The organism is Streptomyces sp. NPDC003077, from assembly GCF_040611095.1.
Taxonomy (GTDB): domain Bacteria; phylum Actinomycetota; class Actinomycetes; order Streptomycetales; family Streptomycetaceae; genus Streptomyces.
This window is the reverse complement of sequence record NZ_JBEXNM010000030.1, coordinates 23,117-47,913: the sequence shown is the minus strand read 5'-3', so window position 1 is coordinate 47,913 and position 24,797 is coordinate 23,117. Positions and strand designations below refer to the sequence as shown.

The window sequence follows — 24,797 nt, the reverse complement described above, 5'->3', positions numbered from 1 at the left end:
GTCGGCAGAGGGCTTTACGCGGCGCACGCGGTTCGGGCCGTGAGCAGGTCAGTGAAGTGATGGAGGAGGCCAGGCAAGCCCATCACGCCGCGTTCGCCGAAGCTCAGATGATCGCCTCTGCGCAGGTCCTGATCGAGCTTGACGGAATGACGGTGGCCCTCTCCGAGGTGTACCGCCGGGGCCTGTGCCTGGAGGAGGGGAATCCGGACCCGGATGGCTCTTTCGACGAGGTCCGAGCGGACTTCCAACGACTGTGGCTTCGTTGGGAAGGGATGCGTGACGTCATGCGTGTCGACCTAGGAGTGGCACCAGGCTCCTGACACGGTTGGCCGACCCGGACATTCCGGTGGGAAGTACATTTACTCAGCCTATACCTACGACCCGGCGGAAGGCCCCGGTCCAGGCGCTCGACGTGCCGCTCACCGGCAACCCGGGCGGCGGCCCCCCAAACCGTGGTAGCCGCTCGACAAGGACCTCAAAGCCTGGGCCGGCGGAGAGTCTGTGTTCCTGATCTACTTGGCGGTTTGACCAGGTCACCCGGGCGGCGGTCGCCCGTACCCGCGGCAGTTGGCTTGCCGACACGGCCGTTCTGGGGGATTGGGGGCCCGGTGCGTCGCTGGTCAGTTGGTCACAAGTTGATCGAGGCCGCTGCTGCTGCCGCCTCTGTCTTCGCGTCGGAGGACCCGCCTACCATGGTTCTCCTCCCGGTTTTCCCATGGCCCTTGGGATCCTTGGTATTTCTGTGGCCGGAATCCTTGCTGTCCCCCTTGGCTTTGTTGAACAACAACTCAATACTCTTTGAGTAGGCGGTACTTTGGCGCTACCTGCATGATGCCAAAGGTGGCTGGGTGTGAACGGCAGCGGGTCGGCAGGTCGAGGGTGGGGGCATCATCTGATTCATCGACTTGTTTCCGGGTGGCGAGGGCGGCACATCAAGGTGAAATTCGAACAAGTTCCCTAGCTTAAGTCAGCTTTTATATGCGGCTTGCCCATTGTTTGAGATACATCACCAGTTGCCGGGCCACCGCCAGCGCGGTCTACTCGCCCAGGTCCTCCGCGACCAGGGACAGGGAGAGATCGAGACAGGCACTGATCCCGGCGCCGGTCCACAGCCGGCCGCGGTCGGCACGGACGAAGATCGGGTCGGGGTCGACCGTCACGTCCGGGTGGTCGGCGGCGAGTTGGGCGGCGGTCGACCAGTGGGTGGTCGCCGTCTTCCCGTCCAGCAGCCCGGCCGCCGCCAGCACGTGCGCGCCGACACACACCGACGCGACCCGCCGGGCGTGCGGGGCGGTCTCCCGCACCCACTCCACGACGGTGCCGTCGATACGGGGGAGGGGGCCCTCGTCGGTCATGTCGACCGCGCCGGGCACCAGCAGGGTGTCCACGTGCCCGCCGACATCGTCGAAGGCCATGTCGGTCAGCAGCCGCACCCCCGCCGACGTGCGCACCTCACCCGCGACCGGGCCGGCGAGGCGGACCTCGTATCCGGCGCGGCCCGCGGTCTCCCGGTTGGCCAGCGAGAAGACCTCGGCCGGGCCGGTGACGTCGAGGAAGACGCGATGACGACACGGTGCGAACTGGGCATGCCCCCATCCTCACCACGGCACCTCATGGCCGCAATGACGATTCCCTGTCACATCCGGACGTACCGGTCGTGCGGCTTGCCGGGGGGCGGTCCCTCTGGAAGGAACGGGGTATGTGAAGCCCCGATACGGACCTTCGGTGCGGCCCGCAGCTGGTGCCGGACTCGGAGTGCGGCGATGGGCGGCCGGGGTGTTGGCGGTAAAGCGGTTGAGCCGCACGCCGTCCACGTCCGCGTTGCTCAACAGGGCCCCGGCCCCCGGCCGTCGCTTGCGGACGATTGGCCGCAAGCGACGGCCGGCCCTCCCCGGCAGATCGCCGGTGAGTCCGGCGCCCGGGGCCGGGTCGCAGATCTCGCCGCCGGTACCGATCGCCGGGGTCTTCGGGCCGATGCCAGCAGGACAGCTGGCGGCTCCGGCCGGCACCCTTGGGCGCCGGCCGGAGCATTTCCTATTCATGACCTACTGATTTGGTCGACGAAAGGCTCGAACAGCTCCCGGGTGCCACTGGTCTCGACTGTCGGGGATTAATTCTGTCGACCATCCGAGGGATTGGGCACACTGAATCGCATATTCTGGACCGACCCCCCGGAAAAATCGGGCAGGGATGGTGACAGCAATCTCGCCGCCTCTGGGTAAAGATGGATGTACAGTGTGCCAAGTCGGGTTTGCTGCTACCTTTTCAAGCCGTCCGACAATTTTCTCACGCGCATAGTGGCGCCAGGCCTCCGGGTCGCGGGACCACTCAGCTTTGAAGCGCCTCCAACTGAGCAACCCGCGCGCGGGGCTGAACCAGCTCCTGGGAGGGTTGAGCCCAGCCGAGGCGAGCACAACCGCAATGCCGAGCGCAAGTACCAGCACGCACCAGAGTGGAAAGTACACCCACTGGGTCAGGAATTGAACGAGCAGCCCGAAGCGATGTCTGGGACGGGCAACGGATGGGAGATCATTGGTCATCCGAAAACATCCCGTATGCTTTTTTGGGAGGCATTATCGTGCTGCATGGCTGTGGGCGTGTCGCTTTCTGTAAGTTCGCCTGTCCTGACCTGCACTGTGTCGGTGATACGTGCCAGCACTCCGATGTAGTCCGGTAGGTCCTCGATGCTCGGCGTGCTGAGTGTGAGGACGAAAAGCTGTGAAACCGATGGGAGCGGCAGGTAGGCTACGGCCTGAGCCATAATCAATGAGTCAGAATTTCCCGTTTCCCCCTCTAATTCTGCCTGTGTGAGCTGCATGGCTGATAGGGAGAGAACCGCTGGTCCCGCTTTCGTGTCCACCCGTGTCACTTCTGTGGAGGAGTCAACAGAAAGCGTTTCAAGGAGTCCTGCAATCGTCACTGATATCTCGGTATCAACTTCGAAGGGCCGGGCCATGATGGACAGAGTGGCGGTCGTTATCCTTTCGTCGATACGCATAGCGCAGAATGCTGCCTCCAATGCGCCATCTTGTGCCACTGCTTCGGCGATCTGCTGATACCAATTCGAAACGGTCTGCCGCTGATATTCGGTACCCGTTGCCCAAAGCTCGGCTGCAAGACGATCCAGGTACGCTGCTCGGTCGGCAGGCCCTAGCTCCAGACCCAACGAGTAAAATTCTTCGGGGATCTGCCATTGAATGGAATCGGCTTCGTTGATTTCCGCTGGTGTAACACTCACAGCTTGGCTCCTGCCGCTGGCGGGTCAGAGTTCAAGAGTCCAGGAACCTTGAGGGCAGTTCCCCCACCCGAGATGCCGAGCCAAGACCCTCGGTACCACCATGCTTTTGGATCCATCGGCACGTTGTTCAGTTTGTCGGCCAACTTACTCAATGGAGCTTCAGCAAATTTGAGTTTGTTGATCTCTGACAGCTTTTTTGCGGCATTTGTAGCTCCTTGAACGGGACGTTGGCCCGTTAGTACGAATTTGAGGCCGCCGGTGATGGCTGCATCACTCTTTACCGCATTGAACGCCTTCCCTACTTTTCCCGTCGCGCCGATTGCCAAGAATTTTCCGCCGGGGAGCGCGCTGAATGCGTCCAATCCGATGTCCTTCCAGCTGACATCTGCACCACCAATCTTCGCTGCTCCGTGTGCCCCGAGTGCACCCAAGGCTGTTACACCACCGGCGAGCGCGAAAGCTCCGGACAAGGGCGGGCACCACATCGTGAGAAGTGAAGCGACGGCAAGTACCCCGGATATCGCACTGAGAATATCTCCCAGTTTCTTCAGCTTATCGGCGTGTTTTGTGCACCAGTTCTGGATTTTATGGCCGAGTCTGGTGAAGGCGTCGCTCATGCCTTCCCAAAATCCTGGATCGGGCGCCCTGTCGTTTGCTTTGCGTAGCTGTTGGGCAATAGTTCGCGCGTCCGCCTGGTGCTTTGCCAGCAGTTTCTCGGCTTGTTTTATGATGCCGTCCAGCTCATCACGGGCATCGTTCAAGTGCTTGCCCGCTTCATCCAGTTTATTTCCCGCCTCTTGCAATCGGTTGCTTGCTGAATCAAGGCGTGCTTGTGCGCTTTGCAGCTGGCTTTGCGTAGTGAAGGTTTGCCCCGCCAGTTTCAGGTCGGGATGCGATGCCGCTTGATTGTAAGTGGATGTTGCCCGATCGCGAGCGGCTTCTGCAGAATCCAATCGGGCCTTCGCGGCCTTGGCGTCAGCCTCATATTCTCGCGCTTTCGACTGATGCGTGGTAAGTTTCCCGTGCCAGGCATCCAGTTGTTTGGAGGCTGAGCGTAGGGCATCCAAGCTGTCTTCCAAGTATTTCGGCAGATCGCCGACCTTTTCAGTGAAAGCGTTTGCTGCCTCGCCCTCCCAGGTCTTCCCTCCTCCGCCAATGCGCCGGAGTGTTGAGTGTGCACTCTCTATGCTTGATGTCGCTTTAGTTAATTGGCGTGTGAGGTTGGATACGCTTTCCAATTTCCCAGGGGCGGGGTTGAAACCAATGTTAGGAAACTGGTCAGAGCTCATTTATTTTCTCCGCTGGGACTGGGTTGGGGTGAGGGGGAAGGGGTGGAAGGGGCGGATTCTGCGGGTGGCTTCGACGGGGTTGGTCGAGGCTCGGCGGACGGTTTTTCGCCCTGCTTCAATGCATTGCGTATGGCTTCTTCTGTCGCCTCATAGTTTTTCTTGGTTGCCCTGAGTTTCTCCTCGATCTGCTCTGCCCCGTCTGCGATTTTCTTAATTGCGTTGTCCCAGCTGTCGTGAAATTCGTCGCATGAATTGTCCAAAGCTTCGCTGCCGGTGCTCTTTGGTCCAACATCCTTCAAAGCGGTCAGCGCCGAACGCATATCTGACTGGCTGTTCTTCAACTGAGTCAGCAGCCGGTCGATATCTTGCGTTTCGATGCGGAAATATCCCCCCATGTTTCTCCTTCTGCTCAAAACCTGTGATTGCTGTCCCCGTTGAGGCCGCCACGGGGGTGCTGATGTTCCAGCCACAGAGAGGCACGCTACCGACTTCGGAGTGGAGATTCAGCGGGTCGGGAACGATTTAGACGATCTCCAGTTGGACCTTGCCCTGGACAGGTGGTTCGGGGTCAGCTTGCGCCGTCCAGTCGGGCGGGTGATGACCTGGTTGCTGACGGCCTGCCAGAGCACGGTGTACTCGTCGCCGTCCGGGCCGGCCGGGGTGGGGGCGAGCGGCGGCATGGGAGACGGCGAGGTGCGGACAGTCGCCATCGCGCCAGGCACCCCTGCCACCACCGCGCCGTTCCCCGGCGATCCCCTGACTCGGTTGGCGCGATCCCGTCATCTCCCGACCATTGGGCCCGGCTCGGTGGTGGCGGATCGGCTGCAGAGCAGCCGAGATCCGCCCCATGAGCCGGGCAGGCGGAGGCACCTAAAAAATTTTGAAGAAAGTTTCCGCCGCTGAAGTCGGGTCGGGCACGGAAGGTGTCCGTCCGGCGTGGCAGGGCACTTGCACATAGGCCGTTGACCTGGGTGTTTTCCCATCGGTGCGGTGACGAGTGGCTTCAGCCAGGCGTGGGGCGAAGCGCGCAGTTGTCTCCGTCCTGGAGCCGGGTTCGTGGCATTGGCAGGCCCGGATCTGTCCATAGAAGGTGTCAGCACGAGGGCAGGACGCACCGGCGCGTTCACATGAATCCGAACCGCCACCCCGCTTCCGCCCAGCCCACCCGCCCGACCGCCGCCCAGCCCCCGGCCGCCATCTGGGTCCCCGAACACCCCCACCCGCCCCCGCCGCGACGGACGAGGCCGCACCGATTGCCGCGCGGTCCGCCGTCCTGCCGGACTGGGCCATCGACCGCATCCGGGACGAGTTCACCCGCCCCCGCCTGGCCGGCCAGCCCCTGCTGCGCCTGACCATCCCCGACGCCCGGCCGGGCATGGACGCCCGCACCCACGTCTCGGGGAAGCCCCTGGAGCCGATGGCCCGCCGGGCGGTGATCCTGGCCGAACTCCACCTCGACGCCCTGTCCACCCTCCCCACCGGGGCGCACCCGGAGGCGGTGGCGGGCGATGACTGGCCGGGCTTCTTCCACCGCACCCACCACCTGCTCGCCGGTGGCGGCCTGCTGCTGATCGCGGCCCGGCAGCAGCGCATCGCCGGGCGCCTGTGCGACCCGCTCGGCGCCCTGGTCGCCGGGGCCCGCGCGGCCGGGTTCACCTATCTGCAGCACATCGTGGTCGTCCACGGTCACCTGTCCGGCGACCGCATCGAGCCCACCCCGCCACCCGGGATGCCCACCGGGTTGGTCCACAGCGACCTGCTGGCCTTCGCCGCCGACCAACGGCACTGAGCCCCACCCCAGCACCCGTCATCTGTTGAAGGGCTTTCCCATGTCTGCTTCCGTCTGGCTGACCGCCCAGACCTCGGCCCCGGCCCAGCGCGCCGACCGCTACGTCGAGGGGTCAGCCGCCCACCCGGCCAAGATGCTCCCGGCCATCGCCGCCCAGGCCATCACCCGCTACACCGCCCCCGGCGATCTCGTGCTGGATCCGATGTGCGGCATCGGCACCACGCTGGTGGAGGCCGTCCGCACCGGCCGCCACGCCCTCGGGGTGGAGTATGAGTCCCGCTGGGCGCAGCTCGCCGCCCGCAACCTCTTCCACGCCACCCAACGCGGCGCCACCGGATCCGGGGAGGTGTACTGCGGTGACGCCCGCCACCTGCCGGACCTGGTCCCCGAACGCCACCACGGCCGCATCGCCCTGGTGGTGACCTCCCCGCCGTACGGGAACTCCCTGCACGGCCAGGTCCGCTCCAGCCGGGAGACCGGGCAGCGTGGAGTGGTCAAGCGCGACTACCGCTACGGCAGCGACCCGGCCAATCTCGCCCACACCGGCACCGACGACCTCCTGACCGGCTTCACCCAGATCCTCACCCACTGCCGCCCCCTGCTGCGCCCCGGCGGCACGGTCGCGGTCACCGCCCGCCCGTGGCGCGAGCGCGGTGAGTTGATCGACCTGCCCTCCGCCGTCCTGGCCGCAGGCGAACAGGCCGGGCTGGTACCCGCCGAACGCTGCGTGGCCCTCCTGGCCGGCGTGCGCGAGGGGCGTCTGATCACCCGGCCGTCGTTCTTCCAGATGAAGAACGTCCGCGCCGCCCGCCGCCTGGGACTCCCACTCCACCTCATCGCCCACGAAGACCTGCTCCTCTTCACCGCCCCGCCACGCCGTCACCGACGCCGATCCACCGAGGAACTGCCCGCCCCGGCAGAGCCCACCAACCGCCGATGACCAACGATCCGGAAGATTTCGGCGGACGCGGGGCGGATGGTCTTGACGACGCGGCCGAAGCGGAGCCTCCATGGCCCCCCGTCCACCCCACCGGGGACGCGACAGCCCCTCGCGCCCCGGCAAAGCCCCCGCTGACGGTGAGCGTGCGCTACGTCACGGTTGAGGGCGGCGACGGCCAGGCGCTCCAGCAGCGCCAGACCGCCGCGCTCCATCAGGCCCTGACCTGGCTCGCCGCCCACCCGACCCCCGCCCCCCGGCCACCCTCCCAAGCCGGCAGCGGCCACTAGCCGAAAGGTAGGAATGCCCATGTCCACGGACCCAGGCCCGTTCATGTCCCTCGCCCCCTCCCCGCCGGGCCTGCCGTGGTCGCCCCAGGAGTCGGGCCGGCCGGTACCGGAGGCCCCGGTGCCGGTGGCCTGGCTGGGCCGTACCTCCACCGAGGACGCCCAAGACCCGACCCTGTCCCTGCCCCGCCAGCTGCGCAACGCCCGCGCCGCCCTCCCGCCCGGCTGGGTGATCGTCGCCCACTTCTACGATGTCGAATCCGGCCGCAAGGACCTCGACGCCCGCGGCCGTGGCACCGCCCACGAACGCTTCGCCATCCCCATCCCCCGCGACGGCGGCATCAACGACCTCCTGCGCGAAGCCCACGCGCCGGACCGCCGGTTCGCCGCGGTGATCTGCGAGTCCATCGAACGAGTCGCCCGCCGCACCTACTTCGGCACCAAGATCGAGCACGAGCTGGAACAGTGCGGGGTCGCCCTGTGCGCGGCCGACGAACCGATCCTGACCAGTAAGAGTTCCAAACGGGCCACCCCCACCCTGACCCGGCGGGTCAAGCAGGCGGTGGCGGAGTGGTACGTGCTGCAGATGCTGGAGCTGTCCTGGGACGGCTTCATCGAACACGTCCAGCAGGGCTGGAACGTCGGCAAACCCCCCTACGGCTACCAAGCCGAACGCGTCCCCCACCCCGTCCCCGCCAAGCGCGAACAGGGCCTGACCAAGCATCGGCTGATCCCCGACCCCGCCCGCGGCCCGGTGGTCACCGAGATCTTCCGGCTCCGCGCCCTGGAACGCCTCGGCTACCAAAAGATCGCCGACCGCCTCAACGAGGACCTCACGACGTATCCGGCGCCGGTCGCCAACCGGCCCGAGGTCACCGTGGGCCTGTGGACCGTGCAAGCGGTGCGCGGCGTCCTGGAGAACCCCAAGTACACCGGCTACCAGGTGTGGAACCGCAAGGCCCGCAAGAAGCGCGGCAACCAGCTCAACCCCGTCTCCGAATGGATCTGGTCCCCCCGCCCGGTCCACGAGCCCCTGGTCACCCGCGAAATCTTCGACCTCGTCTGGACCAACAAGAGATTCCGGCAGGGCTCGCGCAGCGGCTCCGAACCCAACACCCACCCCGCCACCCAGCGCACCTACCCCCTGCGCTCCTACGTGCGCTGCGCGCTGTGCGGACGCCGCATGTACGGCAAGACCAGCAAGGGCCTGTCCTACTTCGTCTGCTACCGCGACGAGGTCGACCATCGCAACGCCGACTGGTTCGACCAGCACCCCAAAGCCCTGTGGGTCAGCGAGAAGATCCTCTTGGGCGCGGTCCACTGGTTCTTCGGCGAACACGTCTTCGGCCCCCGCCGCACGGAACACCTCCGCGCCCAGCTGGCCGCCGCGGCCACCGCCTCCGACGACGCGGACGCACGGCGAGCGGAGGAGCTCCGCAAGGAGATCAAGGCCATCGAACGCCGCAAGCAACGGCTCCTGGACGATCTCGACGACCAGGACGAGGACGGCGACCCGGACACCAGCCGCGAATACCGCCGCACCCTCCGCGAACGCTTCGACCGCCACGAGCGCAAGCGCCGCGATCTGCTCACCCGGCTGCACCACTACGAGAACAGCATCACCAAAGGCGACAAGAGACCCAACACGGCCCTCATCGACCTGCTGCCCCGGCTCGGCACCAGCATCGCCCATCTGCCCGAAGCCGAGCAGCGCCGCCTCTACGACGCCTTCCAACTGGAGGTGCACTATCTTCGGCCCCGGCGCGAGATCCGGCTCCAGGTGACCGTCCACGCCGCCACGGCGCAAGAGCTAAGCCGCTTGACACAACGCGTCGTGGCGCCGCTCACACCGGCCGACAACGGCTCTGACCAGCAATGTTCGAAGCGCCCCCGGCAGGACTCGAACCTGCGGCCAAGTGCTTAGAAGGCACCTGCTCTATCCACTGAGCTACGGGGGCCGGATAGTGGGCGTGGATCTAGGACCGCGGACCAGGATAGGGGGCCGCGTGCCTCGTCCCGGTTGCTTCACCTCCGTGGCACGTTGTGGAGGTTCGGTGAAGCGGTCCCGATAATCGCAGGCAGGTACGAATCCTGCATCGCTTTTGGCCTCTCGCGCGTCGGGTGTTGTGCACTCGTTATGCCTCAGCCTCTCCTGTCGCGGTCGCCTCCTGCGTCACTGATCCCTATTTGTACAAGTTCGCGTGGCGTACACGAGGGGGCATATGCTTCAAAAATCCATCAAATTTGGGCATTCTGCACGAGTGGCAATCATGGACGCACGCCCCCGGCTGATCGACGCCCTGTCCGCACTGCGCGACCGCGTCGGTGACGCACGCTTCCCGCTGCCACTGCCCGGTGCCGCGCGCGCCCGGTGTGGGCAGGCCGAGCTGCTCGCGCAACTCGACGACTATGTGATGCCCCGCCTTCGCTTCCCTCAGGCGCCGCTGCTCGCCGTCGTCGGCGGGTCGACCGGCGCGGGGAAGTCCACACTGGTGAATTCGCTGGTCGGGCGCCGGGTGACGACGGCGGGGGTGCTGCGGCCCACGACGCGTACGCCGGTACTCGTATGCCATCCCGATGATCGGCACTGGTTCGCGGGGCAGCGGGTGCTGCCCCGGTTCGCCCGGGTGTGGCTGCCGGAGCAGGACGGCCCGGATGGACCGGAAGGGACGTACGAAGGGGAGGGCGTCTACGAGGGCACCTACGAGGGCACCTACGAGGACATCTATGAGGATCTCTGCGAGGGCACCTATGGGAGCGGCGCGTACAGAGGCGTCTTTGAGGGTGCTTATGAGGGTGTCCATAAGGGCGTCTATGAGGACGGGGAGACGACGGATGGGGTGGTGACCGGGGGTGCGGTGACCACGGGCCGTCCGACGGCGGGCGGGAAGAGGTCGGCCGGGGGAGGCCCAACCGGGGGAGGGCTGGCCGGGCGCGGTCCGGGGCTGCCGCCCCTGAGGGTGGAGGTGGACGAGGCGCTGCCCAGTGGCCTGGCGTTGCTGGACGCGCCCGACATCGACTCGCTCGTCGCCCGCAACCGTGAGCTGGCCGCCGAGCTGATCTGCGCGGCCGACGTCTGGGTGCTGGTCACCACGGCCGCGCGGTACGCGGACGCGGTGCCGTGGCACCTGCTGCGGACGGCCAAGGAGTACGACGTCACGCTGGTGAGCGTGCTGGACCGGGTGCCGCACCAGTTGGCGGCCGACATCTCCGAGCGCTACGCGGCCATGCTGGAGCGGAGCGGCCTGGGGCACGTACCGCGGTTCACCATCCCCGAACTGCCCGAATCGGCGGGTGGCGGCAACGGTCTGCTGCCCGCTACCGCGGTGGCCGGCCTGCGGGACTGGCTGATCCGGCACGCCCGGGACCCGGTCGCCCGCGCCGCGGTGGCCGATCGCACGGCCACGGGGATCCTCGCCTCCCTGCGCACCCGCGCGCCCGCGCTGGCCGCCGCGTCCGCCGCGCAGCACGCCGCCACGCTGCGGCTGGCCGACCGTGTCGAGGAGGCGTACGAGGAGGCGGCCGTCCGGGTGCGCGCGCAGGTCGCGGGCGGGGACGCGCTGGCCGGGGACGCGTTGGCGCACTGGCGGGACCGCGCCGCCGGCGCGCATCACGAGGAGTTGCTGGACGCACTCACCCGAGGGCTCATCGCCCTGTTGCGGTGCGCGGTGGAGGAGGCGGACGAGCGGGCCGCGGATTCCTGGCGCCGCGACCCCGCCGCGGCGTCCCTTCAGGGAGGAGCAGGGGAGGGCGCGGAAAGGGACGAACGGGAGGCTTTCGGCGAATGGGGGGTCCGGGGGCTGGCGGAGGCATCCTCGGGGACGGAAGGCCGGTTGGGCGTCGTCGTCCGCAGGTGGCGCCGTTGCGTGGAGGAACTGGCCGAGGACGAGGTACGCGCGGCACGTGAGGAACGCGGGGCGCGAGCCGGCGAGCGTGCGGGCGGTGCCGACGCGGAAGGGGTGGCGGCCTTGCTGGCCGCCCTGCTGGTCGGTGGCCGCCGCGCTCGTAGGGCGGGGGAAACGCTGGCCGACCTTCTGGGAGCCCGGGGCGCGCTGCGGCTGCGCGACCGGGGCGGTCGGCTGCTCACCACCTGTGTGGAACGCGCCCTGGATGGCGAGCGGGAACGGCGGCTGGCTCCTTTGGGCGGGGTACGGGTGCCGTCCGCCCATCAGGTGGGACTGATCGCCGCGCTGTCCGTGGTGGAGCGGGAACGGGCCAGGGAGCGGGCGAAGGACGCGAAACGGATGGGAATGGTGGCGCGGTGACGGTGAGGGAGGGAGCCGGCGAGGCCCCCAAAGGGACGGGACCGGGATGGGACGGAGGGGCGTCCACCAGGCAGATGGCAGGTGGGCGGGCGTCCGGCGGGCCGGGCCCGGAAGGACGCGGGGCTCGGCAGCTTGGCCTCTTCAGCGGTCAGGAAGGACAGCGGAGTGGGGAGGAAGCGCGATGCGACGATCAGGATGGGCGAGACGGCGGGCGCGGAACGCAACGCGGTGATCACGTGGGGCGGGACGACGAACGTGAAGCGTTCAGTGATGAGCATGTAGGGCGCCATGACGGATCGGTAGGGCGCCGCGACGGATCGGTAGGGCGCCGCGACGGATCGGTAGGGCGCCGCGACGGATCAGAGGGGCGTCGTGGTGCGTCTTCAGGGAGCCCCCGTGGTGCGTCTTCAGGGGGTCCCCGTGGAGTGTCCTCAGGGAGCCCGGTGGCGGCGTCCGCCATCTGGGACGACGGGCTGATCGCGCGCCGGGCGCGGGAGGGGGACGAGGCCGACGCCGAACGCCGGCGGGCCGTGGACGCGGTGCTGGAAGCGGTGTACGGGACGACGGGCGCGGTCTACGGCCCGGTGGCCACGGGGCCCCGGAAGGGAGGCCGCGACCATGGCTCGTCGGAGGAAGCGGGTGGTGGCGCGTACGAACGCACCGCGCGCGAGGAACGGCACGAGGTGGCGGCCGGGCTGCGTCCCAGGCTGGAGGCGCTGCGCGAGCTGATCGGCCTCTCGCGCACGCGCCTGGACGGGCGGACGCTGGCCGAGGCGAGCCGGGTGCTGGACGCGGCGGAGGAACGGGCCCGGCTGTCGGGCGAGCACACCGTCGTCGCCATCGCGGGGGCCACTGGGAGCGGGAAGTCGTCGCTGTTCAACGCGTTGGTCGGGGCGCAGCGCTCCGAGGTGGGGGCGCGGCGGCCGACGACCGCCGAGCCGGTGGCGTGCGTGTGGGCGGCGGGTGAGCGGTCCGCCGCGGACGGGCTGCTGCGGCGGCTGGCCGTCCCGGCGCGCCGCCGCCACGCGCCGCTGTCCGGCGTCGCCGAGCTGCGCGGACTCGTCCTGCTGGACCTGCCGGACCACGACTCGGCGGCCACCGGACACCGCGAGCAGGTGGACCGGCTGCTGGAACTGGTCGACGCGGTGATCTGGGTGGTGGACCCCGAGAAGTACGCGGACGCGGTCCTGCACGAGCGGTACCTGCGTCCGCTGGCCGGTTACGCCGAGGTCAGCTTCATCGTGCTCAATCAGGTGGACCGGCTGCCCGGGGAAGCCGCCGATCAGGTGGTGGACGACCTGCGCCGGCTGCTGGACGAGGACGGGGTGGCCCTGGGGGAACACGGCGAACCGGGCGCCACGGTGCTCGCCCTGTCCGCGGCCACCGGGGAGGGGGTGGGGGAGCTGCGCGAGCTCCTCGGCCGGTTCGTCGCCGGTCGCCAGGCCGCTGACCGGCGGCTGGCCGCCGACGTGGACGCCGCGGCGGCGCGGCTGCGGACGGCCTGCGCGGCGGAGGGGCAGGTGGGGCTGACGGAGCGGGCGCGCACGGAGTTCGAGGACCGGTTGGCCGAGGCGGTCGGCGCGGTCGCCATCGGGTGCGTCGCGGAACGCGACTGGTTGCGGTGCGCCCGGCGGGCCTACGGGCTGCCGTGGCGCCGGCCCGCCGGAGTCCGCACCGGACTGTGGGCGGTGCGGCGGGCCGCGGGCCGGATGGTGCGGTGGGCGGCCGGACGCTCCGGAACGGGTACGGACAGTGGTACGGGTCTTACGGGCGCGCGGCACGGACAGGCGGGTGGGGGGACGGGGTACCGACGCGGTGCGGGGACGGTGGAGCCGGGCGCGGTGGACGGGCGGGCCGCGGCGCGTCCGGTGGTGGAACAGGCCGTGCGGGCGGTGGCGGCCGAGGCGGCGTACGGGCTGCCCGCCCCCTGGGCGCAGGCGGTGCGCGAGGCCGCGGAGCGGGGCGCGTACGGGTTGCCGGAGGCGCTGGACGAGGTGGTGGTGATCGCCGACGCGGCGTTGCGGACCGGGCCTTCTGTGCGGCCACGCTGGTGGGCGGTGGCCGCCGCTGCCCAGGCGGTGCTGCTGGTGCTGCAAGCGGTGGGGCTCGTGTTGCTGCTGGGTGCGGTGACGGGGCTGCCCGAACCCGCGGCCTGGTGGGTCAAGGCCCTGCTGCCGGTGGCCGTCGGCACGCTCGGCGGGCCGCTGGTGGCCTGGGTGTGCGGGGTCGCGGCCCGCGGCCCTGCCCGGCGCTACGGACACGAGGCCGAACAGCGCCTGCGCACCGCCGCGGCGGGCTGCGGCCGGGCCCGGGTCCTGGAGCCCGTCGCGGCCGAGTTGCTGCGCTACCGGGAGGTCCGGGAGCGGTACGCGGTGGCGGCGGGGTTCTAGCGCGAATTCAAGCGCTGGCGGGGGAGCGGGCGGCGGCTCGGTGGCGAGGGGGCGGGGCGGGTGCTGCCGTGCATCTGCGTCTTTCGTTGCCGGTGGACGGGCTGGAATGGGCCGCACGCGGACCGGGGGTATGGCGGCGAGGCGCGGTGAGCGTCCGGGGTCACCACCCACACGGGTGACGGGATTTTCCCCAGAGGGCAGTGGGCGGATTCGTTGTCCACAGGCCCCGGCGGGACTTGCCGATTCCCTGCACCATGGCTTTCACGCACGGGACACCGGTGGTCGAGGAAGCCGGTGACGACGGGGGAGGCGAATCGCATGAACGAGACGACGGTGACGCTGGTGGGAAACGCCGCGACGGCGGTGGAGCACCGGCAGACGGTGACCGGGGTGCCGGTGGCACGGTTCCGGCTCGCGACGACGACCCGGCGGTGGGACAAGGAACGCGGCTGGACGGACGGGGAGACGAGTTTCTACACGGTGCGGGCCTGGCGGTCGCTCGCGGACAACGTCGCGGCCTCGGTGGCGGTCGGCGAGCCGCTCGTCGTACGGGGACGGCTGCGCGTCCGAGAAGGGGAGCAGCCCCAGGAGCGGGGAGGCAAGCGCTGGTTCTCGGCCGACGTGGACGCCGACGCGATCGGCCACGACCTCGCACGGGGCACCGCGGCCTTCCGACGGGTGTCCCGCGTACGGACGGAACCGGTCCCGCAACACCGACCGCCGACGGCACGGGGCGCGGACACCACTGCGGGGCTGCCGACGGGGCGGGGTGAGGACGGCGCCGGCCATGACGGTGGAGAGGGAAGTGGAGGTGGAAGCGGAGGCGGACGGGCGAAGGCCGGGTCGGCAGTCCAGACGGTGGCGGTAGCGACCGGCCCCTCGGCGACAGAAGACATAGAGGGGGAGAGGGAGGGAGCAGCGGCGCGGCGGTGATGACAGCAGCCGGGGCGAAGGGGGGCCGGTGCGACGTGGGCTGCGGAGCCGCGGCGAAGGGCCCGGGTGACGCGAGCTGGGGTGCCGAGGGCGAAGGGTGCCGGGTTGCCGCAGCGGACGAGGGCTGGGCCCGGGTGAGCCTTTCTGACTATGGGCGTCACGGCTGTGGTGCGGGACGTCGGGGCGAAACGGCGGCCCGGGGAACAGAAGGTCGGTCATCACGGCATGGGGACGGAAGGCCGGCACGGCAAGGGGGACAGAGGACCAGCAGCACGGCATGGTGCGGAAAAGCCCGGGAGAGCGTCGGAAAAACGGGTTCGGTCCTCGGTTCTCCGTCGTGCGAGAAGGCGACTTGTAAGGGGAGGGGGGAGGGAAGTGGGAGGGGCGGGGGGAGGGGGGAGGGGGGAGGGGGCGCCCCAAAGTGCGGGGGAAAGTCGCCCTCGGTCGAGACGAGGAAAGCCCGATCTCGGTCCATGCTTCCGCAAAGGTGGCGGAATGGGGGATCTGGCCATCCGGGCGGGACTTGCCTGATGGGGCGTCAGTGTCCGGAAACGTCCTGACGATTTGTCGATAATCCCAGGTCAGAGGCGTGGTTGCCGGTAACGATTGTGATTCGGATCGCTTATGCGACGGTCTTACCAGGGGTTGTGGTGTAGCCGCTCTCTAGGATCCGACGGGTACTCACGGGGACTGAAGCACTGCGGCTGTTGGGCCATTGGGCCCGTACCGGCGAGGCACCCCCCCCATCACGCGCCTCGCCCAGAGGGGAAATTCATGATTTCTGTGAAGAGGCGGGGTGTCGCGCGCTTTGCCGCCGCAGCCCTGGTGCCCGGGCTTGTGGCGGTGGGCGCGATAGCCACCGCGGGGCCCGCCGCGGCGGAGGACACCGTACCTTCGCACGGAGGCGCCACCGCCACCCTCAGCGGCTTGAAGGTCTACGACCAGGCGATCGTGCGTGACGGCGGCGGGGAGCAGAGAGTCGGCGCCGGGCTCTTCGAGATGGCGGTCGACAACGGCGGGGCGTTGCAGACCTACTGCATCGACATCCACAACCCGACCCAGCAGCAGGCAAAGTACAAAGAGGTGGACTGGAGCGAGTCCTCCCTGCACGACAACAAGGACGCCGGCAAGATCCGCTGGATCCTCCAGCACTCCTACCCCCAGGTCAACGACCTCGCCGCGCTCGCCAAGCAGGCCAAGATCAAGGGCCGGCTGACCGAGAAGGCAGCCGCCGCCGGCACCCAGGTCGCCATCTGGCGGTTCTCCGACGACGTCAAGGTGAAGGCGGTGAACCCGGCCGCCGACAAGCTGGCGGACTATCTGGAGAAGGCGGCCAAGGCGAATGCGCGGGCCCTCGCGGAGCCCAAGGCCTCGCTGACGCTGGACCCGCCGGCCGTCTCCGGCAAGACCGGTGGTCGTATCGGCCCGGTGACGGTCCGCACCAGCGCCGCCGGTGTGACGGTCAGCCCGGGCGTGGGCACCCCGAAGGGCGTCAAGATCGTCGGCGCCGACGGCAAGCCGGTTTCCCGCGCGACGAACGGCAGCAAGCTCTTCTTCGATGTGCCGGCCGGCGCGCCCGACGGCGCCGCCTCGCTGACGGTCCAGGCCACGGCGAAGGTCGCGGTCGGCCGTGCGTTCACCGGCATCGGAGCGCTCGCCAAGAGCCAGACCCAGATCCTGGCCGGTTCCAGCGACTCCACGGTGACCGCGACCGCCACGGGCTCTTGGAAGAAAGAGGGCGCCATTCCCGCCGTGAGCGCCGAGAAGAACTGCGCCAAGGGCGGCGTGGACGTGACCGCCACCAACAAGGGCGACAAGCCGTTCCACTTCGAGGTGTCCGGCAAGGCCCACGAGGTCGCCCCGGGCAAGTCCGAGACGATCACCGTCCCGGTGGGCGAGGACCGGTCGTACGAGATCGAGGTCAAGGGCGACGAAGGCTACGAGAAGACGTTCTCCGGCGTCCTGGACTGCGAGACCGCCAGTAACAGTGGCGGCAACCAGCCCTCCGCCAATCTGGGTCCGGCCGCGGCCGGCGGTACCGGCGCCGACCACGGCGGCACCGGTGCCATGGAGCACGCCACGGTGCCCGGCAACGGCAACAGCAGCGGCAACGGCAACGGCGGCTCGGCGGGCGACCTCGCCGCGACGGGTGCGTCCAGCGCCACGCCGGTGATCGCGGGCGTCGCGGCCGTCCTGGTCGCGGTCGGCGGCGGCACGGTGTTCCTCCTCCGGAGGAAGAAGGCCGGGAGCTGATCGCTCCGGCAGTCGGTGCCGAGTGATCCCGGGGCCGGGCGCCGGGGCCGTGCGGTGATCGGGCGGCAGTGCGGGGCATCCCGGGGACGGGCCACCGGGTCACGGTCACGGCATCCAGTGCCCGGACCGCCGAGCGGCTGAGCGGACGAGGGTCGAGCCGCTCGGCCGCAGGCCCGTCCGACCGAGCGAACGAAGCGGGCTGGGCGAACGAAGCGGGCTGGGCGAGGGAAGCGCACGGGGCGACGGAAGCGGACAGGGGGAAGGAAGCGGACGGGCCGAAGGCAAGGCCTGAACGCCTACAAACGGCTGAGTGATCGAGCGGCCACGAACCGTCCCGTCACTCCCCGTGCCCAGTCCCCGTGGCCAGCCCCGCGACCGGTCCTCGCGGTCATCCCCCGCGGTCGGTTCCACGGCCCCCCACCGCCCACTCCCGATCACGAACCGGCGACCGGTCGGACCCCCCGCTCAGGCCCGCCGCCAAGCCCCCGATCCGGTGTCCCGCCGGGCCCTGCGGCCGTCGTCGCGCCCGTGCCCCCGGCACCACCCGTTTCCTTCGTGGGGTGGCGGTACGGCAAGATGGGGTGTATCTGCCTCGCGCGGCGGAGCCGCACATCGGCCCACGCGGCGGAGCCGCATGTTGACCATGACAGATCCAGACTGCCGGACGGTTTCTCTTGGCTGAGTACATCTACACGATGCGCAAGGCGCGCAAGGCGCACGGCGACAAGGTCATCCTTGACGACGTGACGCTGAACTTCCTGCCTGGCGCGAAGATCGGTGTCGTGGGCCCCAACGGCGCCGGCAAGTCCACGGTGCTGAAGATCATGGCCGGTCTTGAGCAGCCGTCGAACGGCGACGCGTTCCTGTCCCCGGGCTACTCCGTCGGGATGCTCCTCCAGGAGCCGCCGCTGGACGAGAGCAAGACGGTCCTGGAGAACGTCCAGGACGGTGCCCGCGAGCTCATGGACAAGCTCAAGCGCTTCAACGAGGTCGCCGAGCTGATGGCGACCGACTACTCCGACGCGCTGATGGAGGAGATGGGCAAGCTCCAGGAGGACCTGGACCACGCCAACGCGTGGGACCTGGACACCCAGCTGGAGCAGGCCATGGACGCGCTGGGCTGCCCGCCCGGCGACTGGCCGGTCACCAACCTCTCCGGTGGTGAGCGCCGCCGCGTGGCCCTGTGCAAGCTGCTGCTGGAGGCCCCCGACCTGCTGCTCCTCGACGAGCCCACCAACCACCTGGACGCCGAGTCCGTGCAGTGGCTGGAGCAGCACCTCGCCAAGTACGCCGGCACCGTCGTCGCCGTCACCCACGACCGGTACTTCCTGGACAACGTCGCCGAGTGGATCCTTGAGCTCGACCGCGGCCGTGCGCACCCGTACGAGGGCAACTACTCCACCTACCTGGACAAGAAGGCCACGCGCCTGAAGGTCGAGGGCCAGAAGGACGCCAAGCGCGCCAAGCGGCTGAAGGAAGAGCTGGAGTGGGTCCGCTCCAACGCCAAGGGCCGCCAGGCGAAGTCCAAGGCGCGTCTGACCCGCTACGAGGAGATGGCCGCGGAGGCCGAGAAGACCCGGAAGCTGGACTTCGAGGAGATCCAGATTCCGCCGGGGCCGCGCCTGGGCAACGTCGTGGTCGAGGTCGAGCACCTCTCCAAGGCGTTCGGTGACAAGGTCCTCATCGACGACCTGTCCTTCACGCTGCCGCGTAACGGCATCGTCGGCGTCATCGGCCCGAACGGCGCCGGCAAGACGACGCTGTTCAAGATGATCCAGGGCCTGGAGACGCCGGACTCCGGTGACATCAAGGTCGGCGAGACCGTCAAGATCTCGTACGTGGACCAGGGCCGCGCCAACATCGACCCCAAGAAGACGCTGTGGGCCGTCGTCTCGGACGAGCTGGACTACATCAACGTCGGCCAGGTCGAGATGCCCTCGCGCGCCTACGTGTCCGCGTTCGGCTTCAAGGGCCCGGACCAGCAGAAGCCGGCCGGTGTGCTCTCCGGTGGTGAGCGCAACCGCCTCAACCTGGCGCTGACCCTCAAGCAGGGCGGCAACCTGCTGCTCCTGGACGAGCCGACCAACGACCTCGACGTCGAGACGCTGTCCTCGCTGGAGAACGCGCTGCTGGAGTTCCCGGGCTGCGCCGTGGTCGTCTCCCACGACCGCTGGTTCCTGGACCGCGTCGCCACGCACATCCTGGCGTACGAGGGCGACTCCAAGTGGTTCTGGTTCGAGGGCAACTTCGAGTCGTACGAGAAGAACAAGGTCGAGCGGCTCGGCCCGGACGCGGCGCGTCCGCACCGCGCCACGTACAAGAAGCTCACCCGGGGCTGACCGGCGTGCGACACCTGTACTCCTGCCCGTTGCGCTGGTCGGACATGGACGCGTTCGGCCATGTCAACAACACGGTGTTCGTCCGCTACCTCGAAGAGGCGCGGATCGACTTCATGTGGCGGCTGGCGCCGGGCGACGGGGGCACGGCGTTCTCGGGCGGGTCCGTGGTGGCCCGCCACGAGATCGACTACGTGCGACCGCTGGTCCACCGGCACGAGCCGGTGACCATCGAGCTGTGGGTGACGAAGATAGGTGCCGCGTCGCTGACGATCGCCTATGAGATCAAGGACGTAGACGTTGTCTACGCCCGGGCTTCGACCGTCGTCGTTCCCTACGACCTCGACAAGGGCCGTCCGCGCCGTGTCACCGCGGAGGAACGGTCCTTCTTGGAGGTCTACATGGACGACAGCGCCGACGGGGGCGACGGAGCCGGGGCGGGCGAGAGGACCGTCGCCGCATGACGGTGCTGCGCCTGGCCGATGCCGGGGAGGCGGCGGACCTCGCCGCCTTCCTGGCCCGGCTGATCCACTACGACCGGGCCGCCGCGGTGCGGCTCCAGGTCGGTGACGGGGTGCTCGCGGTCTTCGGCCGCCCCCCGTCGTTCGAAGTGCTGGCGATCCGGACGGCGCGGCTGGCGCCCGAGGAGACCGGCACCGCTGCCGGGGCTGGTGCTGCGTCCGGGACTGGCACCGCTCCCGGGACTGGCACCGCTCCCGGGTCTGTCGGAGATCCCGGGCCTGATGACACTTCCGGATCCGGCGCCGTCCCTGGGACGGACACCCCCGGGGCGGACACCCCCGGGCCCGGTTTCGATGTGACCGTGTCCGCCGGGGAGCTGCTGGACGGCATCGCGGAGGAGACGGGCACGCTCGTCGTCCCCGGGGCCGTCACCGGGCCGCCGTGGGCGGGGGTGCTGCCGCCGCGCGGCGGCTGGCGCCAGGTGCCCGGGTTGCCCGCGCCGGAGGCGCTGGGCCGCACGTTGGCCGCGGCGGTCGGCGAGTTCCGCGCCCGTGACGAGGGGCTGCCGCCCGAGCGGCGCACCCGCGCCGAACGCGACCGCATCGGGCGCGAGATCTGGTCCCGGACGCTGGGCGACACCCACCTCCCGCTGCGGGCCCTGCACGCCGCCCAGGCCCTGGGCTTCCTGCGCGCCCCGCGCGCCGTCCCCGCGGCCCGCACCGGCGAGAGCGACGCGGGAGCGGCCACCGCCCTCGTCCCCTCCCCGTTCACGCTCCTCGCCGCGGGGAGCTGGCTGCGCCTGCGCACGCCGTACGGGTCGGTGGCGGTGCGGGTGAGCGGGATCTCGGGGCTGTCGGTCAGCCCTGCTTGAGCCGCGTCGGGCCGGCTGGTTCGTACGGTCACAGGGTGTTTTCTTGTGGCCCTGGCCCGTGTCCGACGGTGTCACTGACGCTGTACGACTTGTGGCGGGGATCCCATAACGACAACGGAAAGCCGGGCCGGAATCATGTTCCGGCCCGGCTTCCCGTGCTGTTCAGGGGCAGTTGCCGTGTCTGGGGGCGGGGCGGGCCCGGTTTCCGGGGCGGGGGCGCCGAACTCGTCCGCTCCACGGCGTCCGTCCCACGTCGTCCGATCCTCGCCCCCGTGTCCGTCTGCTGGCTCCTCAGTCCGGAGTGTTGATCATCGACGCGGCGGCGTACGTGAGGTAGTTCCACAGCTGCGTCTCGTGCTCGGCGGGCAGGCCGAGGGAGTCCACGGCGTCCCGCATGTGCTTGAGCCAGGCGTCGTGCGCGGCGCGGTTCACGGTGAAGGGCACGTGCCGCATCCGCAGGCGCGGGTGGCCGCGCCGGTCGCTGTACGTCCGGGGGCCGCCCCAGTACTGCATGAGGAAGAGCGCGAGTCGCTCCTCGGCAGGGCCCAGGTCCTCCTCCGGGTACATCGGCCGCAGCAGTGGGTCCTCGGCCACTCCCTCGTAGAAACGGCGGACCAGCCGTCGGAAGGTCTCCTCGCCACCGACCTGCTCGTAAAAGGTCTGCTCCTGAAGCGTGCCGCGCGGAATCTCGTTCACCCATCCATGGTGGCAGACGGCTCGGCGGAGGACTTCGGACGTAGGACGGTGGACGGTGGCGGTGACGTAGGACAGTGGACAGTGGGGGAAGGGCCGGACGGACGTCGGGCCGCGGCCGGGCTGGTACGGGGCTCCTCGTAGGTGCGCCAGGGCGGTGGGCGGCCCGGCCCCCGGGTTCGGCGGACGGACGCGCGTGGGGACGCGGGACGGTGCGACATGACGAACGGCATGGCGGACGGCACGGCGGGCGGCGGGCGGAACGATGCCCGGGACGGTGTGTGTGAGGTACGCGACGCGTGTGGTGCGGGTGGTCGGTGGGAGGCCGAGGGGGCTCAGCGGCGGCTGGAGTGCACCCGTAGCAGCGGGGATCCCGTGGCGCGGGAGGCGGCCGTCGCGCGGGCCGGGCTGGTGCGGTCGATCAGGGAGGCCGGGCGGCTGACGGATCCGCGGTGGCGGGCGGCGTTCGAGGAGGTGCCGCGCCACCTCTTTGTGCCGCACTACTTCCTGAACGTCCTCGGCGGCACGTACGAGCGGCTGTCCGCCACGGACCCCGATCCCCGGCGCCGGGCGCGCTGGCTGGCGGGCGCGTACGCCGACGACGCGCTGGGCACGTGGCTGCGGGACGGCGCGCTGGTGTCCTCCAGCAGCCAGCCCTCGCTGATGGCGATGATGCTGGAGGCGCTGCGGGTGGAGGACGTCACCGACCGGGGCGGGGCGGGGGCGGACGCGTACGGCTGCGAGGTGCTGGAGGTCGGGACCGGTACCGGGTACAACGCGGCGCTGCTGGCCCACCGGCTGGGGGACGAGCGGGTGACCACCATCGACGTGGACGAGGACATCACCAAGGCCGCGCGGGAACGGCTGGCCGCGACGGGTCACCGGCCCGTCGTGGTGACCGGCGACGGCGCCCTCGGCTGCCCGTCCCGGGCACCCTTCGACCGGGTCGTCGCCACCTGCGCGCTGCCCTCCGTACCGCCCGCGTGGGTCGAACAGTGTGTGCCCGGAGGACTGATCCTCGCTCCGCTGGCGACCGGTCTGATCGCGCTCCGGGTGGCGGAGCGGCGGGGTGGCACGCCGCGTGCGGAGGGACGGTTCCTGCCCACGCCGGTGTTCTTCGTCCCGTTGAGAGGGGAGGGCGCGGACGGGCGGGACGGGGGCGTTCGTGCAGGGACAGGCGCGGCCGGTGGCGCCGGGCGGGCGCGGCGGCCGGACGCCGGGGGTGGTGGCGGTGGCGGTCCCGGCTTCGGTTCCGACTTTGGTTCCGGCTTGCGATCCGCCTCTGATGGAGGGGCCGACGTCGGTTCCGGTGGCGGGAGCGGCGTCGGTTCAGGTGGCGGGAGCGGCCGGTTCCGGGGTGGTGCTCCGGTGTACGGGCTGCCGCGGGCGGCGCTGCGGGACGGGGGGTTCCGTTTCCTGCTTGCCCTGGCCGCAGGTGCCCGTTCACCTACGCAGGTGTACGAGCTGTGGCGGCGCGAGAACCGCCCGGCCCGGAACCGCTTCGGCCTGACGGTGGAGGGCGACCGCCAGTGGGTGTGGCTGGACGACCCGGGTGGGCCGGAGCGGTGGGCGTTGGGGTGAGGGAGCGGGGGAGGGTGACGAGCCTTCGGCCCTCTGAGTCCTCTGCCCCTCTGACCGGCTCTCTGATCCTCCGGCCGGCCCTTTGATCCTCCGATCCTCCCGCTCCTCAGCCCTTCCACCCCCTCCGGCTTCGGGGCTCGTCCGTCTCCCGCCCTCCGCTTCCGGGCTCGTCCGTGTCCGGAGTGCTTCAGCCCCTCAGTCCCCTGAGCAGCCCCTCAGCCCCTGCGCACCGTCAACGTCGTCCAGGCGCCGACGTGGACGCGGTCGCCCTCGTGGAGGGGGACCGGGACGTACGGCTGGATCGGGTCCTCGGCGAGGTTGACCGTGGTGCCGTTGGTCGAGTTCTGGTCGACCACGGCCCAGCTTCCGTCGGGCTGCTGCACCAGCAGGGCGTGCTGGTGCGAGACGCCCGGGTCCTCCGGCGGGCGGCCCAGGTCGATGTCCGGGGACTCACCGGTGCTGTGCCGGCGGCGTCCGATGGAGATCTGGGGACCGGCGAGCGGGTGTTGCTGCTCGGGGAAGTACGCGGGCAGGTTCAGCCCGGCGGCTTCCGGGCCGCTGCGGCCCATCATCGCCGTGAAGTACTCGCGGTCGGCCGTGATCGCCACCACCCAGCCGTTCCCGACGACGGGAGCCGGGCCGGGCGGAGCCATGGCACCCGCGGGAGCCTGGCCGCCGGGACCGGCCTGACCGGCACCGTGGGCACCGCCGGGGCCCGTGCCGGGACCACCGGCAGGACCGGGAGCGCCGTTCCACCCTTGCTGCTGCGGCTGCTGCTGCTCGTAAGGGAACGGCTGCTGCGGCGGCGCGGGGCGCTGGTGCTCGAACGGAGGCGCTTGCTGCGGCATGCCCTGCTGCTGGTGCGGCGGGGTGTGCTGCTGCGGCTGGTGCGGCGGCGGGGTCTGCTGGGGCTCGTACGGACCAGGCTGCGGCGGCGGGAAGCCGTACCCACCACCGGGACCACCATGCCCACCCGGAGCACCGGGCCCACCGGGAGCACCGGGCCCACCGGGAGCACCGGGCCCGCCCGGACCACCCGGACCACCCGGACCACCGGGACCGTTCGGACCACCAGGCGCACCCGGACCACCAGGACCGTTCGGACCACCGGGAGCGCCAGGCCCTCCCGGGCCACCAGGTCCCATAGGCCCGCCCTGACCGCCGGGGCTTCCCTGACCCATCGGCGGCCCGCCCTGACCTCCAGGCCCACCGTGCCCCCCAGGCCCGCCCTGCCCCATCGGCGGAGCGGGCGGCGGAGCCATGGACGGCGCGCCCTGAGGGGACGCGGGGCCGGAGCTCGGCGGGGGCAACGGCCAGTCGTCGCCCTCCGTGCGCCGGGGCGCCTGAGGGGGCGTCGGCTGTCCGGCCGGGCCCGGGCCGGTGAGGCTGGGCGGCGGGCCGGGCTGTGACGGTTCGGGGGAGAGCGGCTCGGCCGGGCGGTTCACCTGTGAGGGGCGGGACGCCTGGTACTCG

Annotated in this window: 18 protein-coding genes, 1 tRNA gene and 1 pseudogene; 12 read left to right on the top strand and 8 right to left on the bottom strand. The window is 70.1% G+C overall.

Annotated elements, in window-relative coordinates; all coding sequences use genetic code 11:
* Positions 1–59 precede the first annotated feature (59 nt).
* The gene (locus ABZX96_RS20740; protein ID WP_355546436.1) at positions 60–320 is read left to right on the top strand and encodes a hypothetical protein; all 261 of its coding nucleotides are present in this window, start codon (positions 60–62) and stop codon (positions 318–320) included.
* A 720-nt stretch (positions 321–1,040) separates the two neighbouring features.
* On the opposite strand, the pseudogene ABZX96_RS20735 reads toward ABZX96_RS20740, so the two are convergent.
* The 5 genes and pseudogenes from ABZX96_RS20735 to ABZX96_RS20715 form a co-directional block, all read right to left on the bottom strand.
* Positions 1,041–1,588 (bottom strand): annotated as a pseudogene (locus ABZX96_RS20735) (AraC family transcriptional regulator); the annotation flags it as partial.
* A 948-nt stretch (positions 1,589–2,536) separates the two neighbouring features.
* Positions 2,537–3,238 (bottom strand): hypothetical protein, encoded by a 702-nt coding sequence (locus tag ABZX96_RS20730; RefSeq protein ID WP_355546434.1) that lies wholly within the window; start codon positions 3,236–3,238, stop codon positions 2,537–2,539.
* Entirely contained in the window at positions 3,235–4,527 is a 1,293-nt protein-coding gene (locus ABZX96_RS20725) for a putative T7SS-secreted protein (protein WP_355546432.1), read from the bottom strand. The genes ABZX96_RS20730 and ABZX96_RS20725 overlap by 4 nt, the downstream gene beginning before the upstream one ends.
* Positions 4,524–4,922, bottom strand: a complete 399-nt coding sequence (locus ABZX96_RS20720) for a type VII secretion target (RefSeq protein ID WP_355546430.1) — start codon at positions 4,920–4,922, stop codon at positions 4,524–4,526. The genes ABZX96_RS20725 and ABZX96_RS20720 overlap by 4 nt, the downstream gene beginning before the upstream one ends.
* A gap of 108 nt (positions 4,923–5,030) precedes the next feature.
* On the bottom strand, positions 5,031–5,237 hold the full coding sequence (locus ABZX96_RS20715) for a hypothetical protein (protein ID WP_355546428.1): 207 nt from the start codon (positions 5,235–5,237) through the stop codon (positions 5,031–5,033).
* 380 nt (positions 5,238–5,617) lie between these two features.
* Here ABZX96_RS20715 and ABZX96_RS20710 point away from each other — a divergent pair, with 380 nt between their 5' ends.
* The 3 genes from ABZX96_RS20710 to ABZX96_RS20700 all read left to right on the top strand — a co-directional run bounded on the left by ABZX96_RS20710 (position 5,618) and on the right by ABZX96_RS20700 (position 9,464).
* Positions 5,618–6,316 (top strand): hypothetical protein, encoded by a 699-nt coding sequence (locus ABZX96_RS20710; RefSeq protein ID WP_355546426.1) that lies wholly within the window; start codon positions 5,618–5,620, stop codon positions 6,314–6,316.
* A gap of 40 nt (positions 6,317–6,356) precedes the next feature.
* Positions 6,357–7,256: a DNA methyltransferase gene (locus ABZX96_RS20705; protein ID WP_355546424.1), complete on the top strand. Its 900-nt coding sequence runs from the start codon at positions 6,357–6,359 to the stop codon at positions 7,254–7,256.
* A 300-nt stretch (positions 7,257–7,556) separates the two neighbouring features.
* Complete coding sequence (locus ABZX96_RS20700) at positions 7,557–9,464, top strand: recombinase family protein (RefSeq protein ID WP_355546496.1); 1,908 nt, start codon at positions 7,557–7,559, stop codon at positions 9,462–9,464.
* On the opposite strand, the gene ABZX96_RS20695 is transcribed toward ABZX96_RS20700, so the two are convergent.
* Positions 9,426–9,498, bottom strand: a tRNA-Arg gene (locus ABZX96_RS20695). The two genes, ABZX96_RS20700 and ABZX96_RS20695, sit on opposite strands and share 39 nt — an antisense overlap.
* A gap of 312 nt (positions 9,499–9,810) precedes the next feature.
* Here ABZX96_RS20695 and ABZX96_RS20690 point away from each other — a divergent pair.
* The 7 genes from ABZX96_RS20690 to ABZX96_RS20660 all read left to right on the top strand — a co-directional run bounded on the left by ABZX96_RS20690 (position 9,811) and on the right by ABZX96_RS20660 (position 21,050).
* Positions 9,811–11,805, top strand: coding sequence for a GTPase domain-containing protein (locus ABZX96_RS20690; protein ID WP_355546422.1), 1,995 nt, complete (start codon positions 9,811–9,813; stop codon positions 11,803–11,805).
* A 74-nt stretch (positions 11,806–11,879) separates the two neighbouring features.
* Positions 11,880–14,195 (top strand): GTPase, encoded by a 2,316-nt coding sequence (locus tag ABZX96_RS20685; RefSeq protein WP_355546420.1) that lies wholly within the window; start codon positions 11,880–11,882, stop codon positions 14,193–14,195.
* A 318-nt stretch (positions 14,196–14,513) separates the two neighbouring features.
* On the top strand, positions 14,514–15,128 hold the full coding sequence (ssb, locus tag ABZX96_RS20680; protein ID WP_355546418.1) for a single-stranded DNA-binding protein: 615 nt from the start codon (positions 14,514–14,516) through the stop codon (positions 15,126–15,128).
* Between the two features lie 774 nt (positions 15,129–15,902).
* On the top strand, positions 15,903–17,381 hold the full coding sequence (locus tag ABZX96_RS20675; protein ID WP_355546416.1) for a Cys-Gln thioester bond-forming surface protein: 1,479 nt from the start codon (positions 15,903–15,905) through the stop codon (positions 17,379–17,381).
* Between the two features lie 674 nt (positions 17,382–18,055).
* A complete protein-coding gene (gene ettA, locus ABZX96_RS20670; protein ID WP_355546414.1) occupies positions 18,056–19,720 on the top strand; it encodes an energy-dependent translational throttle protein EttA in 1,665 nt (554 codons plus the stop codon).
* A 5-nt stretch (positions 19,721–19,725) separates the two neighbouring features.
* A complete protein-coding gene (locus tag ABZX96_RS20665) occupies positions 19,726–20,181 on the top strand; it encodes a thioesterase family protein (RefSeq protein WP_355546412.1) in 456 nt (151 codons plus the stop codon).
* Positions 20,178–21,050, top strand: coding sequence for a hypothetical protein (locus tag ABZX96_RS20660; RefSeq protein WP_355546410.1), 873 nt, complete (start codon positions 20,178–20,180; stop codon positions 21,048–21,050). The genes ABZX96_RS20665 and ABZX96_RS20660 overlap by 4 nt, the downstream gene beginning before the upstream one ends.
* A gap of 291 nt (positions 21,051–21,341) precedes the next feature.
* Here the strand turns inward: ABZX96_RS20660 and ABZX96_RS20655 are convergent, their stop codons facing one another.
* On the bottom strand, positions 21,342–21,746 hold the full coding sequence (locus tag ABZX96_RS20655; RefSeq protein ID WP_355546408.1) for a globin: 405 nt from the start codon (positions 21,744–21,746) through the stop codon (positions 21,342–21,344).
* Positions 21,747–21,962: 216 nt separating this feature from the next.
* Here ABZX96_RS20655 and ABZX96_RS20650 point away from each other — a divergent pair, with 216 nt between their 5' ends.
* Complete coding sequence (locus ABZX96_RS20650) at positions 21,963–23,324, top strand: methyltransferase domain-containing protein (protein ID WP_355546406.1); 1,362 nt, start codon at positions 21,963–21,965, stop codon at positions 23,322–23,324.
* A gap of 215 nt (positions 23,325–23,539) precedes the next feature.
* Here ABZX96_RS20650 and ABZX96_RS20645 read toward each other — a convergent pair whose 3' ends face one another.
* Positions 23,540–24,172, bottom strand: coding sequence for an FHA domain-containing protein (locus tag ABZX96_RS20645; protein ID WP_355546404.1), 633 nt, complete (start codon positions 24,170–24,172; stop codon positions 23,540–23,542).
* Between the last annotated feature and the right edge of the window lie 625 nt (positions 24,173–24,797).